12 protein-coding genes are annotated in these 13,951 nt (G+C 70.6%); 9 read left to right on the top strand and 3 right to left on the bottom strand.

Annotated elements, in window-relative coordinates; translation table 11 throughout:
- Nucleotides 1–16 precede the first annotated feature (16 nt).
- Complete coding sequence (locus tag ACFSGX_RS09050) at nucleotides 17–349, top strand: VOC family protein (protein WP_380929253.1); 333 nt, start codon at nucleotides 17–19, stop codon at nucleotides 347–349.
- Nucleotides 350–481: 132 nt separating this feature from the next.
- Here ACFSGX_RS09050 and moaB read toward each other — a convergent pair whose 3' ends face one another.
- From moaB to ACFSGX_RS09035, 3 genes are all read right to left on the bottom strand, one after another.
- Nucleotides 482–1,009, bottom strand: a complete 528-nt coding sequence (moaB, locus tag ACFSGX_RS09045; RefSeq protein WP_380929251.1) for a molybdenum cofactor biosynthesis protein B — start codon at nucleotides 1,007–1,009, stop codon at nucleotides 482–484.
- A gap of 141 nt (nucleotides 1,010–1,150) precedes the next feature.
- Nucleotides 1,151–3,298 (bottom strand): lytic transglycosylase domain-containing protein, encoded by a 2,148-nt coding sequence (locus ACFSGX_RS09040; protein ID WP_380929249.1) that lies wholly within the window; start codon nucleotides 3,296–3,298, stop codon nucleotides 1,151–1,153.
- On the bottom strand, nucleotides 3,295–4,050 hold the full coding sequence (locus ACFSGX_RS09035; RefSeq protein ID WP_380929247.1) for a uracil-DNA glycosylase family protein: 756 nt from the start codon (nucleotides 4,048–4,050) through the stop codon (nucleotides 3,295–3,297). The genes ACFSGX_RS09040 and ACFSGX_RS09035 overlap by 4 nt, the downstream gene beginning before the upstream one ends.
- A gap of 121 nt (nucleotides 4,051–4,171) precedes the next feature.
- On the opposite strand from ACFSGX_RS09035, the gene ACFSGX_RS09030 reads away from it, so the two are divergent.
- The 8 genes from ACFSGX_RS09030 to ACFSGX_RS08995 all read left to right on the top strand — a co-directional run bounded on the left by ACFSGX_RS09030 (nucleotide 4,172) and on the right by ACFSGX_RS08995 (nucleotide 13,940).
- Complete coding sequence (locus ACFSGX_RS09030) at nucleotides 4,172–5,821, top strand: electron transfer flavoprotein-ubiquinone oxidoreductase (protein WP_380929245.1); 1,650 nt, start codon at nucleotides 4,172–4,174, stop codon at nucleotides 5,819–5,821.
- A 76-nt stretch (nucleotides 5,822–5,897) separates the two neighbouring features.
- Entirely contained in the window at nucleotides 5,898–7,547 is a 1,650-nt protein-coding gene (locus ACFSGX_RS09025) for a tetratricopeptide repeat protein (RefSeq protein WP_380929243.1), read from the top strand.
- Nucleotides 7,548–7,592: 45 nt separating this feature from the next.
- On the top strand, nucleotides 7,593–8,420 hold the full coding sequence (locus ACFSGX_RS09020; RefSeq protein ID WP_380929241.1) for a 4-(cytidine 5'-diphospho)-2-C-methyl-D-erythritol kinase: 828 nt from the start codon (nucleotides 7,593–7,595) through the stop codon (nucleotides 8,418–8,420).
- Nucleotides 8,417–9,121 (top strand): enoyl-CoA hydratase/isomerase family protein, encoded by a 705-nt coding sequence (locus tag ACFSGX_RS09015; RefSeq protein ID WP_380929240.1) that lies wholly within the window; start codon nucleotides 8,417–8,419, stop codon nucleotides 9,119–9,121. The genes ACFSGX_RS09020 and ACFSGX_RS09015 overlap by 4 nt, the downstream gene beginning before the upstream one ends.
- 83 nt (nucleotides 9,122–9,204) lie before the next feature.
- Nucleotides 9,205–10,926: a dihydroxy-acid dehydratase gene (gene ilvD / locus ACFSGX_RS09010; protein ID WP_380929238.1), complete on the top strand. Its 1,722-nt coding sequence runs from the start codon at nucleotides 9,205–9,207 to the stop codon at nucleotides 10,924–10,926.
- Nucleotides 10,913–11,308, top strand: a complete 396-nt coding sequence (locus ACFSGX_RS09005) for a hypothetical protein (RefSeq protein WP_380929237.1) — start codon at nucleotides 10,913–10,915, stop codon at nucleotides 11,306–11,308. Before ilvD ends, ACFSGX_RS09005 begins: the two co-directional genes overlap by 14 nt.
- Nucleotides 11,305–12,681 (top strand): NAD(P)H-hydrate dehydratase, encoded by a 1,377-nt coding sequence (locus ACFSGX_RS09000; RefSeq protein ID WP_380929235.1) that lies wholly within the window; start codon nucleotides 11,305–11,307, stop codon nucleotides 12,679–12,681. The genes ACFSGX_RS09005 and ACFSGX_RS09000 overlap by 4 nt, the downstream gene beginning before the upstream one ends.
- Nucleotides 12,672–13,940, top strand: a complete 1,269-nt coding sequence (locus ACFSGX_RS08995; protein WP_380929233.1) for a class I SAM-dependent RNA methyltransferase — start codon at nucleotides 12,672–12,674, stop codon at nucleotides 13,938–13,940. The genes ACFSGX_RS09000 and ACFSGX_RS08995 overlap by 10 nt, the downstream gene beginning before the upstream one ends.
- The last annotated feature ends 11 nt before the right edge of the window (nucleotides 13,941–13,951 follow it).

The raw sequence follows: 13,951 nt of genomic DNA, 5'->3' as shown, positions 1-13,951 counted from the left end.
GAACATGGAGGGCGCGATGGCACGGTTGAACTATGTGGAAATGGCGACGGCTGACACGGCGCGGGACCGGGCGTTCTACGCGGCGGCGTTCGGGTGGGCGATGACGGCGTATGGGCCGTCCTATGCCGCGACGACGACGGGGGATGTGGACCTGGGGATCGACGGTGATCTGCCGGCGGGGACGGCGCCGTTGCCGGTGATCGAGGTGGATGACCTGGAGGCGGCGCAGGTGATGGTCGAGGCGGCGGGTGGCGTCGTGACGGTGGCGACGTTCGGGTTTCCGGGTGGGCGGCGGTTTCATTTTGCCGATCCGAGCGGGAACGTACTGGCGGTGATGCAGGCTGGGTAATTGTTTCCCGTTTGGTTCGAGCTTGTCGAGAACGCCGGGCGGGGTTCTCGACAGGCTCGAACCGAACGGGACCTGGGGGCGCTGTTGCATCTAGGCCCCGGCCTGCGCCGGGGAACGTTCGCGGGTTTGGGCTTAGCGTTCCGTCAGGCGGGGCATCAGGTCGACGAAGTTGCAGGGGCGGTGGCGGCTGTCGAGTTGGTCCTTCAGGATACCGTCCCAGCCGTCCTTGACCGCGCCGGTCGAGCCGGGGAGTGCGAAGAGGTAGGTGCCGCGCGCGACGCCGGCGCAGGCGCGCGACTGGATGGCGGAGGTGCCGATCGTCTGGAACGAGAGCCAGCGGAACAGCTCACCGAACCCTTCGATCTGCTTGTCCCAGACCTGCGCGAACGCTTCCGGTGTGACGTCGCGGCCGGTGACGCCGGTGCCGCCGGTGGAAATGATGACGTCGATCTGCGGGTCGTCGATCCAGCCGTTCAGGCGGGCGACGAGGGTAGGGACGTCGTCCCGCTCGATCGCGCGGGCGGCGACGGTGTGGCCTGCCTCGGTGATGCGGGCGGCGAGGGTGTCGCCGGAGCGGTCGTCGGCCGGGGTGCGGGTGTCGGAGACGGTGAGGGCTGCGATGCGGATGGGGCGGAAGGGGAGGGTTTCGTCGATGGGCATTTTCTGGGCTCGTCGGGTGAGGGCGTGGGGACTGGTCTCTACGCTTGGGAAGTGGTCGGGGTTTCTCCTGGCCGATCCCCCTCTCCCAACCCTCTCCCCGTGGGGCTGAGGGCTTTGCTCACTCGTGGCCTAGCGCTGTCCTCAATTCGCGCCGGAGGTGCTGCGGGCGATGCTGGCCGTTGCGCCGGTGCCGTCCATGCGGATGGCGGTGGCGCCGGACATGCCGGGGAAGCGCGGCCAGAGGCCCTGGGCCATTGCCTTCAGGCTGGCGGAGGCGGCGCCGGACTGGCGCTGGTACATCCAGTAGTTGCGCAGCACGATCGCGACATAGGCACGCGTTTCGTAGAACGGGATCGATTCGATGAAGAGCAGCGGGTCGGTCAGATTGCGGCCACGCTCGTTCCATTTCTGGACCGATCCCGGGCCGGCATTGTAGGCGGCGATGACCTTCGGCAGCAGCCCGCCGGTCATCCAACTCTGTGCGAGCTGTTCCAGATAGGCCTGGCCATATTCGAAATTGACCGAGGGATCGTTCAGGCGGGAGCGGTCGGCGGCCCCTTCGCCGCGGCGCTTGTTGATGAGGTCCGCGGTGCCGGGCAGGACCTGCATCAGGCCGCGCGCGCCGGCGGGGCTGACCGCGCCGACGCGGAACTGCGATTCCTGGAGGGCGTGGGCGAGGATCAGCGACTTGTCGACGCGCCAGCCGCGTTGCGGGGTCCAGCCGGGTGCGGGATAGCGTGCGTTGGCGGACATCCGCGCGCCGACCGGGCCGTTCTGTGCCAGCCAGATCTGCGTCGCGGGCAGGTTCAGCCGGGCGGCGAGGTGGAGCAGCGATTCGTGGTCGGACGGCGAGCCGATCCGCGCCTGGTAACGCAGCAGTTCGTCGGCCAGATCGTCCTCGCCAATCTCCTTCAACGCGACGGCCGCGACGAGGTTCGGGCGGCTGGCGACGATCGACCAGTCGTTGCCGGCGAAGTCCATATGGTGGTCGGGCGCCGGGATCGCAGTGCCGAGCGCGCCGGCGGCGAGCAGGCCGTAGAAGGTCTCCGACATGCGCGCGGCGGTGCGCAGCCGCGACTGGACCTGTTCCGGGCGGCCGCAGGCGACGTCGGCACGGGCGGACCAGAACAGGCCGGCGGCGGTCATTTCCGAGTCGCGGGCGCGCGAGGCGACGCGGCTGAAGGCCTGGCCTGCGGCGTTGCAGTCATGCGCGCGCCAGCTGGCGAGGCCCTGGACCCAGTCGGCCTGGATCGCCCATTCGCCGGTCGAGTTGGCGGATGCGGCGGCCAGGCGGCGGGCGTTGGCGTCGTCGCCGTTCAGATAATAGGACCAGGCGATGCGTTGCCGCCATTCGACCAGCGCGTCGCCCGACAGGACGGGTTCCGCGGCGACGAGCAGCGCCTCGGCCTCCGCAGTGCGGTCGTCCTTGATCAGCGGCAGGACGCGGCGCGAGAGGTCGGCGGCGGCGAGGTCGCTGCGCGTGGTCTGCGCAGCGCGGCGCTTGGGGGCGCCGTCGAGATGGACGAGGTCGCGCTGATAAGGAATCACCGGCAGGCTGACCGCGCCGCGGGTGGCGGCAAGGCGCGCCATCTGGGCGGATTGCGGTAGCCAGGGGGCGGCACCGATCGCGCTGACGAGTGCGTCGGTTTCGACGCGCGGGCTGCCCTTGGCCAGGTAGAGTTCGGCGCGGGCGACGGCGTGGAGCGGGCCGGCCCCCATCGCATCGAGCCGGGCGGCGGCCGACGACCAGTCATGCGCGCGGATTGCGGCGAAGACCGCGCGGTAACCCTCGCGCTGGCTGGCGTCGAGCTGCGCCGGGAGGGCGGCGGCGGGGGTGGCGGCGGTGCGGGTGGTGAAGGGCGAGGAGGGTGCGAAGCGCGCGGTGGCGACGGCGCGCGACGTCAGGTTGCGGCTGGTGGCTGGGATCACGATCGTGGCGGGCAGCGGCATTGCGGCGGGCGGGACGGCGGCGGCGGTTGCGGTCGGCGCAGGTGCCACGGGTTTGGGGGTTGGTGTGGCGGCCGCGGCGGTGGAGACGGACGTTGCCGGCGTCGCGGTCCGCGGTGTGATCGTCGTCGCGGCGGTTGCGGACGGGGCGATCCAGGGCTGAGTGGCGGGTGTCGGAGCAGGTGCCGGGGCGGCCACGTCGGCTGTCCCCAGTTCGGGTGCGGTGGGGGCGACCACCCGCGGTTGCAGGCCGAAACCGTAGACCATGTCCTGGGCGCGGACGGCGCCGGCGGGCAGCGTGGCGGTGGCGAGGATGGCCACGGCGATGGTCCTGATGCTCAACGGTCGAGCTCCTGTAGCAGCAGTCGCAGGTCCGCCCACAGATCGGCCTTGCGGGCCGGCGACTGGAGCAGCATCCGCGGATGGAATGTCGCGATCGCGACCGTCTTTCCGCCGATATGGTTGATTTCGTGTAAATGCCCGCGCGCGCCGGGCCAGTCCAGCCCGAACGCGGTCATCGCCTCCTTGCCGAGCAGCAGCAGGACCTTGGGGGCGGCCAGTGCCACATGATGGTGCGCGGCACGGACCAGTTCTGCGGCGGTGGCGGATGCAATCCGGCCGCCGGCGGGGCGCGCGGGGCAGAGCGCGGCAAGATAGACCGAGGCGCGGTCGCGGCCGATCGCGGCGAGGATGCGGTCGAACAGCCGGCCGAGTTCGCCCGACATCAAGGTACCGGCGTCCGCGTCGCCCGGTTCGGGCATGTCGCCGAGGATCATGATGCCCGACGCCGGGTCGCCCGCCGCGCAGACGCGTTGCGGGCCGAGATCGGGGAAGGTCGCCGGGTCGGCGCACCAGGCGGCATAGGCTTCGAGTGTGGCGGGCAGCGGTTCAGTCGCGGGGGCGGGCGCCGCGGAAGGAGCGACATCGGCCGTTTCGAATAGCGGCTCGACCGATTCGCGGGGGCCGGTCGGCGCGATCGGGGCCAGCTGTGCGGCAGGACGCAGCCAGTCGCGCGGTTCGTCGTCGACCAGCGTGTCGACGCCCGCATCGCGCCACCAGCGCAGCGCGCCGAGTGCATCCGCCAAATCGTCCATGGAAATCCCGCCTTCTGTGCCCACATACAGACGATAGTTGACGAACACGTCAACTTGCAGGCACGCGGATCCGGGCGGGACGAAGATTCCGCGGGACGACCGGAAGCCCGATGGAGCGGACATGGCTGAGCGCGAGAGTATGGAATATGACGTCGTCATCGTGGGCGCGGGGCCGGCCGGCCTTGCCGCCGCGATCCGACTGAAACAGCTGGCCGCGAAAGCCGAGCGCGAGATCGCCGTCTGCGTGCTGGAAAAGGGGTCCGAGGTCGGCGCGCATATCCTGTCGGGCGCGGTGATCGATCCGATCGCGATCGACGAGCTGATCCCCGACTGGCGCGAGCTGGACAGCCCGCTGACCGTGCCGGTGGTGGAGAATAATCACTGGGTGCTGAGCGCCGGGGGCAAGACCGAGCTGCCGCACCTGCTGATGCCGCCGTTCATGAACAACAAGGGCACGTTCACCTGCTCGCTGGGCAATTTCTGCCGCTGGCTGGCGGGACAGGCCGAGGCGCTGGGCGTCGAGATCTTCCCGGGCTTTGCGGCGGCCGAGGTGCTGTTCGACGAGCATGGCGCGGTGCGTGGCGTGGCGACGGGCGACATGGGCGTGGCGCGCGACGGCACGCACAAGGCGGATTATCAGCCGGGGATGGAGCTGCACGCGAAATACACCTTCTTTGCCGAAGGGGTCCGCGGGCATTTGTCGAAGGAGCTGAAGGGGCTGTTCGACCTGGAACGCGATTGCCAGCCGCAGACCTATGCGATCGGCATCAAGGAATTGTGGGACATCAACCCCGAGCTGCACGTGCCGGGCAAGGTCGTCCATACGCAGGGCTGGCCGCTGTCCGATGCGACCGGTGGCGGGTTCATCTATCACCAGGCGAACAACCAAGTGGCGCTCGGGTTCGTCGTCGGGCTGGGGTACAAGAACCCGCATCTGTCGCCATTCCACGAATTCCAGCGGTGGAAGCATCACCCCGAGATCGCCGCGATGCTGAAGGGCGGCCGTCGCGTGTCCTATGGCGCGCGCGCGATCAACGAGGGCGGGTGGCAGTCCGTGCCGAAGCTGGCGTTCCCGGGCGGCGCGCTGATCGGATGTTCCGCGGGGTTCGTGAACGTGCCGCGGATCAAGGGCAGTCATACCGCGATGAAATCCGGCATGCTGGCGGCGGAGGCGGCGTTCGACGAGATCGTGTCGGGCCGCATGACGCCGGAACTGAGCGCGTACCAGCCGGCGGTCGAGGCGAGCTGGATCGCCAAGGAGCTGAAGAAGGTCCGCAACGCCGGGCCGGCGCTGGAAAAGTTCGGTGCGGTCACGGGCACGGTCTATGCCGGGTTCGACATGTGGATGCATCAGCTGGGCGTGAAGCTGCCCTGGACGTTCAAGCATCACCGCGACAACGAACAGCTGTGGCGCGCCGACATCGCGCCGAAGATCAAATATCCGAAGCCCGACAACGTGCTGAGTTTCGACCGGCTGTCGTCGGTGTTCCTGTCCAACGTCAATCACGAGGAGGACCAGCCGGTCCACCTGACGCTGCGCGATACGGAGGTGCCGATCGCGGTGAACTACGCGATGTATGACAGCCCGGAGCAGCGCTATTGCCCGGCCGGGGTGTACGAGATCGTCGGGGCGGAGCAGGGCACGCCGAAGCTGCAGATTAACGCGCAGAACTGCGTCCACTGCAAGAGTTGCGACATCAAGGACCCGACCCAGAACATCAAATGGGTGGTGCCCGAGGGCGGCGGAGGGCCGAACTATCCCAATATGTGAGGTGGTTATGCGCGATTGCGCGGGTGAAGCGACCGGTGGCGGGAACCGCACCGGACGGCGGCTGGTTGGCTGAACCATGCTGACCGTACGGATCATCGCCCTGTCGACCGCCGCGCTGCTGGCCGCCGCGACGCCCGGCGCGGCGTCGGCGAACCAGGATGGATCGGCGATCCGCAACTATGTTCATGCGCGGGCGGCGGATGCCGACGGGCGGATCGACGTGGCGGCGCAGGGGTATGGCGCGGTGCTGGCGCGAAACCCGAACGATCCGGTGGTGGCAACGCGGGCGTATCGTCAGGCGATCAGCGCGGGTGATCGGGCGCTTGCCCTGGCGGCGGCGGTGCAGCTTCAGCGCGTGGATATGTTGCCGCCCGATGCGCGGCTGGTGATGCTGGCGGATGCGGTTGAGCGGCGCGATTGGACGCGCGCGCAGGCGACGACCGACGCGATCGTGCGCGACAAGGCGTTCGCGTTCATCGTGCCCGCGATCCGCGCGTGGATCGCGCTGGGTGCGAAGAGCGGCGATCCGATCGCGATCCTGGAAGCCGGCGGCGGCGCGGTCGGCAGCGCCTATGCCGGGGAACAGCGCGCGCTGTTGTTGCTGGCCATGGGGCGGACGGATGACGGGATCGCGGCGTTGCGCGCGATCCTGCCGGCGGCAGGCGGGCGGCAGGTGCGGCTGAAGCTGGCGACCGCGGCGCTGCTGGCCCGGCAGGGCAAGCGCGGGCCGGCGCTGGCGATGCTGGAGGGCGAGGTGCGGCCGCTGGTCGAGGCGCGGGCGGACATCAAGCGGCGCACCGCGTTGCCGGCGCCGATCGATACGCCGGCGGCGGGGATCGCGGAACTGCTGGTCCGCGTCGCGATCGACATCAACCGCGAACGAGCGACACCGATCGCGCTGGCGCTGGCCCGGACCGCGACGTTCCTGGCGCCGGACAGTGCCGAGACATGGTTGGTCACGGCCGAACTGCTGCTGACCGGCGATCGTTATGCCGCCGCGACCGAGGCGCTGACGCATGTCCGCGACGACGATCCGTTCGCGCCGGCCGCGCGCGAGGCGCGGTTGTCTGCGATGGTCCGGCGCGGCGAGAACGAGGCGGCGTTGCAGGTCGCCGAGGCCGCCGCGGCGCGACCCGGGGCGGGGCCGGCGGACTGGAGTCGGGTGGGCGATGTGCTGGCGGCGCTTGGCCGGGCGAGCGATGCGGCGACGGCGTATGGGAAGGCGGCGGCGCTGGCCCCGGCCGATGCGCGCTGGCCGGCGTGGCTGTTGCAGGGCAGCGCGCTCGAGGAGGCGGGCGACTGGGCCGCGGCCAAGCCGGTGCTGGAGAAGGCGCATGCCGCCGCGCCGGACGAGGCGGTCGTGTTGAACCTGCTCGGCTATGCGCAACTGGAGCGGCGTGAGAATCTTGCCGCGGCACAGGCGCTGATCGAGCGGGCAAGCCTGTTGCGACCGGACGATGCGTCGATCACCGACTCGCTCGGCTGGGCCTATTACCTGCGCGGGGACGTGCCGCGCGCGATCGCGACGCTGGAACGCGCGGTGGCGGGCGACCCGGCGCAAAGTGCGATCAACGAGCATCTGGGCGACGCCTATTGGTCCGCCGGGCGGCGGTTCGAGGCGCGTTATGCCTGGTCGGCCGCGCTGGTCGGGGCCGAGCCGGCGGATCTGCTCCGGTTGCGGGCGAAGATTGACGGCGGCTGGACCAAGGCTGTCGCTGCCCCCTGATCCTGGCCCTTGATCGGGGTGCCGCGCGCCGCCTAAGCCCGGCGGATGTTCGAGACCGCTTTCGCCAAGATCAACCTCGCTTTGCATGTCCGGCATCGGCGGGACGACGGCTATCACGCGATCGAGACGCTGTTCGCCTTTGCCGAGGATGGTGATGGGCTGACGTTGCACGACGGTGCGGATCGGCCGGTGCTGACGGTGGTCGGCCCGTTCGGGGCGGGGCTGTCGGGGGATGGCGACAATCTGGTGACGCGCGCGGCGGCGGCGTATCGCGCGCGGTTCGGCGGCGAGGCGGCGGCGTTCACCCTCGACAAGCGATTGCCGGTGGCGGCGGGGATCGGGGGCGGGTCGGCGGATGCGGCGGCGGTGCTGCGATTGCTCGCGCGGCGGGATGGCGTGGCGGAGGACGACGCCGGTCTGATGGAGATTGCTGGGGCGCTGGGGGCGGATGTGCCGGCGTGCCTGGTGTCGCGGCCGGTGCGGGGCGATGGGCGTGGGGATGAGCTTTGTCTTGTCGATGCGGGTGCGCTGGCGGGGGTGCCGTTGTTGCTGGTGAACCCGAACGTGCCGTTGGCCACGGGTCCGGTGTTTGCAGCCTGGGACCGGCTTGACCGAGGTCCCTTGGCGGACGGGGCGCCGCTGGCGGTGGCCGAGGCGGGGCGGAACGATCTGGAACTGCCGGCGCGGGCGATCCGGCCGGAGATTGGTGCGGTCCTGGAAGCGTTGGCCGGGTGCGCTGGGACGCGGCTGGTGCGGATGTCGGGGTCGGGTGCGACGTGTTTCGCTTTGTTTGAAATGGTGGCAGCGCGTGATGCGGCGGAGGCTGCGATGGCGGCCGGGTGGTGGACGCTGGCGACACGGTTGCGGGCATGATCTCTGTCGCGGTCGAGGGGGCGGTCGCCAGCGTGACGCTCGACCGGCCGGCGGCGCGCAACGCGGTGCCGGTGGCGGTGTGGGACACGCTGGCCGATGCGGTGCGCGATGCGGCGGGGCGGGCGGCGGTGGTGCTGTTAGGGTCGGCGGTGCCGGGGGTGTTCTGCGCCGGGGCGGACCTAACCGAGTTCCCCGCGATGATGGCGGACGCGGCGTTGCCGCCGCTGTTCCGCGCGGCGATGTCGCGGGCGACCGATGCCGTTGTGCGGGCGGCGGTGCCGGTGGTCGCGGTGATCGATGGCGGATGTTTCGGCGCGGGCGTCGCGCTGGCGCTGGCGTGCGACATGCGGATTGCTGGGGCGGGGGCGAGCTTTGCGGTGCCTCCCGCGCGGTTGGGGATCAGCTATCCGCAGGGCGATATCGATCGGCTGCGCGCGTTGGTCGGGTCGGGGCAGGCGGCGCGGCTGCTGCTGACCGGCGATCGGATCAATGCGGCGGAGGCGGCGCGGATCGGGCTGGTCGAGATCGTGGCGGCGGATGCGGAGGTTGCGGCGCACGCGGTCGCGGGGCGGATCGCGGAGAATGCCGCCGAGAGCATCGCGGCGTTGCGCGCCGGACTGCGCGGCGAGCCGGGTGGCGATGCGCGGTTCGATGCGTTGTTCGGCGGGCCGGCGCTCGCCGCACGGTTTGCGGCGCGCTGACAGCCCAAAGCCCGCGGTGGTTGCGTCGCGGGCGGGATGCCGCCAAGACGCGGGTGACCCGAATGGCATCCGAGAGCATTTCCATGTCCGAGCGTTTCGACAAATCCCGCCTGCCCAGCCGCCACGTTTCGGTCGGGCCGGAGCGTGCGCCGCATCGTAGTTATTATTACGCGATGGGGCTGACCGAGGAGGAGATTGCGCGGCCGTTCGTGGCGGTGGCGAGCGCGGGGAACGACAGCGCGCCGTGCAACACGACGCTGGATGCGCAGGCCGACGTGTGTCGCGAGGGCGTGATCGCGGGTGGCGGCATGCCGCGGCGGTTCAACACGATCACCGTGACTGACGGGATCGCGATGGGGCATCAGGGGATGAAGTCCTCGCTGGTCAGCCGCGAGGTGATCGCGGACTCGGTCGAGCTTTCGGTGCGCGGGCATTGCTACGATGCGCTCGTCGCGTTCGCCGGCTGCGACAAGTCGTTGCCGGGCATGATGATGGCGATGCTGCGGCTGAACGTGCCGTCGATCTTCGTTTATGGCGGGTCGATCCTGCCGGGCCGGTACCAGGACCGTGACGTGACGGTGGTCGACGTGTTCGAGGCGGTGGGCCAGCATGCGGCCGGCAATTGCCCGCTGAAGGACCTGACCGCGCTGGAGAAGGTGGCCTGCCCCGGTCACGGTGCGTGCGGGGGGCAGTTCACCGCCAACACGATGGCGTGCGTGGGCGAGGCGATCGGCCTCAGTCTGCCGAACAGCAACATGATGCCGGCGCCGTATCGCGGACGCGACGAGATCGCGCATGCCGCCGGTGTGCAGGTGATGAATCTGCTCGAATGGAACCTGCGCCCGCGTGACATCTGCACGCGCGATGCGTTCGAGAATGCGTCCCGAATCGTGGCGGCGACGGGTGGATCGACCAATGCGGGTCTGCATTTGCCCGCCATGGCGAACGAGGTGGGGATCGACTTCAGCCTGTTCGACGTGGCCGATATCTTCAAGACGACGCCGTATATCGCCGACCTGAAGCCGGGCGGGCGCTATGTTGCCAAGGACATGCACGAGGCGGGCGGCGTCTACATGCTGATGAAGACGTTGCTGGCCGAAGGGTTGCTGCACGGTGATTGCATGACGGTGACGGGCAAGACGCTGGGCGAGAACATCGATCAGGTGACGTGGAACCCGGACCAGAAGGTGATCTACGACGCGAAGACGCCGCTGAGCCCGACGGGCGGTGTCGTGGGGCTGAAGGGGACGCTGGCCCCGGAAGGGGCGATCGTGAAGGTCGCGGGGATGCACCGGCTGGTGTTCGAAGGGCCGGCGCGGGTGTTCGATTGCGAGGAGGAGTGCTTCGCTGCGGTCGAGGCGCGCGAGATCGCCGACGGGTCGGTGATCGTGATCCGGTACGAGGGGCCGAAGGGCGGGCCGGGGATGCGCGAGATGCTGTCGACCACCGCCGCGCTGTACGGCCAGGGGCTGGGCGAGCGCGTGGCGCTGATCACCGACGGGCGGTTTTCGGGCGGCACGCGCGGGTTCTGCGTCGGGCATGTCGGGCCGGAGGCGGCGGACGGCGGGCCGATCGCGCTGGTGCGGGACGGCGATGCGATCCGGATCGATGCCGAGGCCGGGACGATCGACCTGCTTGTGCCGGAGGAGGAGCTGATAGAGCGGCACCGCGACTGGCGGCCGCGGGTCAACGACTATGGGTCCGGCGCGCTGTGGCGGTTCGCGCAGAATGTCGGGCCGGCCTGGGCAGGCGCAGTCACCCATCCGGGTGCGCGGGGGGAACGCCATGTCTTTGCGGATATCTGACGCCGGGTTGCTGCTGCTGCTGGCGGCCGGGTGCGGGCAGTCGTCCGACGATCCACGCGTGGCGGCGGGGGCTTTGCCGGACGACGTTGCGGGGCGTGGGCGGATCGCGTGTCGGGTGAGCGGTGCGGCGGCGTTTGGTGACGTGTGTACGGCGGAGCGGGCGGCCGTCTCGGGTGGGCAACTGCTGACGCTGCGCGGACCGGACGGCGGGTTCCACCGCGTGATGCTGGCGAGCGACGGCAAGACGATGACGGCGGCGGACGGGGCGGAGCCGGCGAAGGTCGTGGTCGGGGCGAACGGCGCAACCGAGGTGGCGATCGGTGGCGATACGTACCGGTTGCCTGCGGCACGGGCTGCTGCTGCTCCTGCCGGCAAGAAGTGAGCGGACGACCGATCCTGACGGCCGCCGCGATGCGAGCGGCGGAGGCGGCGTGCATGGCGGGCGGGACGGGTGCGGGCGTCCTGATGGACCGGGCCGGGGCTGCGGTTGCCAAGGCGACGTGGCGGTTTGCGGCGGGGGCGCCGACTTTGGTGCTGTGCGGGCCGAGGAATAATGGCGGCGACGGGTATGTCGTCGCGCGGATGCTGCGTGAGCGCGGCGTCGATGTGACGGTCGCCGCGCTGGGCGAGCCGCGGTCGGCGCATGCGCTGGCGGCACGGGTGGCTTGGGGCGGACCGGTTGTAGCGCTGGACGATGCGCCGGCGCGGGCGGTGCTGGTCGATGCGTTGTTCGGGACGGGGCTGGCGCGCGGGCTGGAGCCGGCGGTGGCGGCTGTGCTGGTCGGGTTGGCCGGGGCGGCGCGGGTGCGGATTGCGGTCGATGTACCGAGCGGGGTCGCGACGGATGACGGGGCGACGTTCGGGACGGCGTTGCCGATCTACGACATGACCGTGGCGCTGGGGGCGTTGAAGCCGGCGCATCGGTTGCAGCCGGCGGCTGCGCTGTGCGGGCGGGTGGTGGTGGCCGATATCGGGGTGCCGGTTGAGGCGTCCGAGTTGACCGCGATCGGGCGGCCTTCGCTGCCGGCGCCGGGGGCGGAGGATCATAAATATACGCGCGGCATGGTCGCGGTGCTGTCCGGGGCGATGGGCGGGGCGGCGTTGCTGGCGGCGACTGCGGCGCAGCGCGCGGGGGCGGGCTATGTCGTGCTGGCCGGCGGTTCGAGTGTCGGTGGGTTGCATGCGCTGGTGCATCGTCAGGGGACCGAGGTGCTGGCGGACTCCCGTGTCGATGCAGTGCTGTGCGGGCCGGGGCTGGGGCGCGGTGCGGGGGCGGAGCGGACGCTGGTGGCGGCGCTGGCGTGCGGGCGGCCCCTGGTGCTGGATGCCGACGCGTTGCGGCTCGTGTCGCCGGCGGTGCTGCGCGGGCTGGCGGTGCCGGCGATCGTGACGCCTCACGCGGGCGAGTTCGAGCATCTGTTCGGCACGTTGCCGGGCAGCCGGATCGATCGGGCGCGGGCGGCGGCGGCCATGGCGCAATGCGTCGTGGTGCTGAAAGGCGCCGATACTGTTATAGCCGCCCCCGACGGACGGGTGGCGATCGCCGATCCGGCACCGGCGTGGCTGGCGACGGCGGGCACGGGCGACGTGCTGGCCGGGCTGGTCGCGGCGATGCGTGCGCGGATCGACGATCCGTTCGCGGCGGCGCAGGCGGCGGTCTGGCTGCACGGCGCGGCGGCCGAAGCGGCGGGTGCGGTGCTGGTCGCCGACGACCTGCTGGATATGATCAGGAAAGTAGTGAGTGCATGTCAGTAGATGAAATCGTCCGGATCGCCGGCAATGGCGAGGGCGTGACGGCGGACGGACGGCATGCGCCGCTGGCCGCCCCGGGCGACAATCTGGATGGGTTCGGCGTGCTGACGCCGGGGCCGTATCACCAGGTGCCGCCGTGCCGGCACTTCCCGAAATGTGGCGGGTGCCAGATCCAGCATGTCGACGATGCGGGGATCCAGACGTTCATCGTCGACCGGATCGCGGGCGCGCTGGCGTCGCAGCAGATCGACCGGCCGGACATGTCCGTGCCCGCGCTGTCGCCACCGCGCAGCCGGCGCCGTGCGTCGTTGAAGGCGGAACGGTTCGGCAAGCAGGTGCTGATCGGGTTCAACGAGCATGAGACGCACACGATCGTCGACATGCATGAATGCCATGTGCTGGCCCCCGAACTGTTCGCGCTGGTGGCGCCGCTGCGCGGGCTGATGTCGCTGTTGCTGCCGCCGCGGAAGGGGAAGGCGGAAATCTGGATGACGCTGGCCGACCAGGGTGTCGACCTGCTGATCGAGAAGGTCACCGTCGAGGGGCTGGCGGCGACCGAGGCGCTGACGACTTTTGCGCAGGAGCATAAGCTGGCGCGGCTGTCGGTGGACGAGGGGCACGGAGCGGAGCCGCGCTGGGAACCGCGGCCGGCGACGGTGACGTTCGACGGCATCGCGGTGCCGCTGCCGACCGCGGGGTTCCTGCAGGCGACGGCGGACGGCGAGGCGATGCTGGTCGAGACGGTGCGCGCCGCGGTGGGCAATGCGAAGACGGTGGCGGACTTGTTCGCCGGGATCGGGACGTTCGCGGTGCCGCTGGCGGCGAATGCGAAGGTCTATGCCGCCGAAGGCGCGCGGGCGTCGGCGACCGCGCTGAAGACGGCGGCGGGGATGCGCCAGCTGCCGCTGTTCGTGGATCATCGCGATCTGGTGCGCCGGCCGCTAACCGTGACGGAGCTGGACCGGTTCGATGCGGTGGTGCTCGATCCGCCGCGGGCGGGCGCGCGCGAGCAGATGACGGCGCTGGCGGCGGCGAGCCGGGTGCGGCGGCTGGCCTATGTCTCGTGCAATCCGGCGACGTTCGCGCGCGACGCGAAGGACCTGATCGCGGGCGGTTGGGTGCTGGAGCGGGTCGTGCCGGTGGGGCAGTTCCGCTGGTCGACGCATGTTGAGCTGGTCGGCGTGTTCGGGCGCGCGGCGGGGCATGTGCCGTTGCAGACGGGTGTGCAGCTGGATGTGCGGGGGTGGGTCAAGCCTGCTTAACGAGACACCGT

The sequence above is a fragment of the Sphingomonas arantia genome, assembly GCF_042682045.1.
In the GTDB taxonomy this organism is placed as follows: domain Bacteria; phylum Pseudomonadota; class Alphaproteobacteria; order Sphingomonadales; family Sphingomonadaceae; genus Sphingomonas_R; species Sphingomonas_R arantia.
The sequence above is the reverse complement of the archived record's forward strand: the minus strand, read 5'-3'. Positions and strand labels throughout refer to the sequence as shown.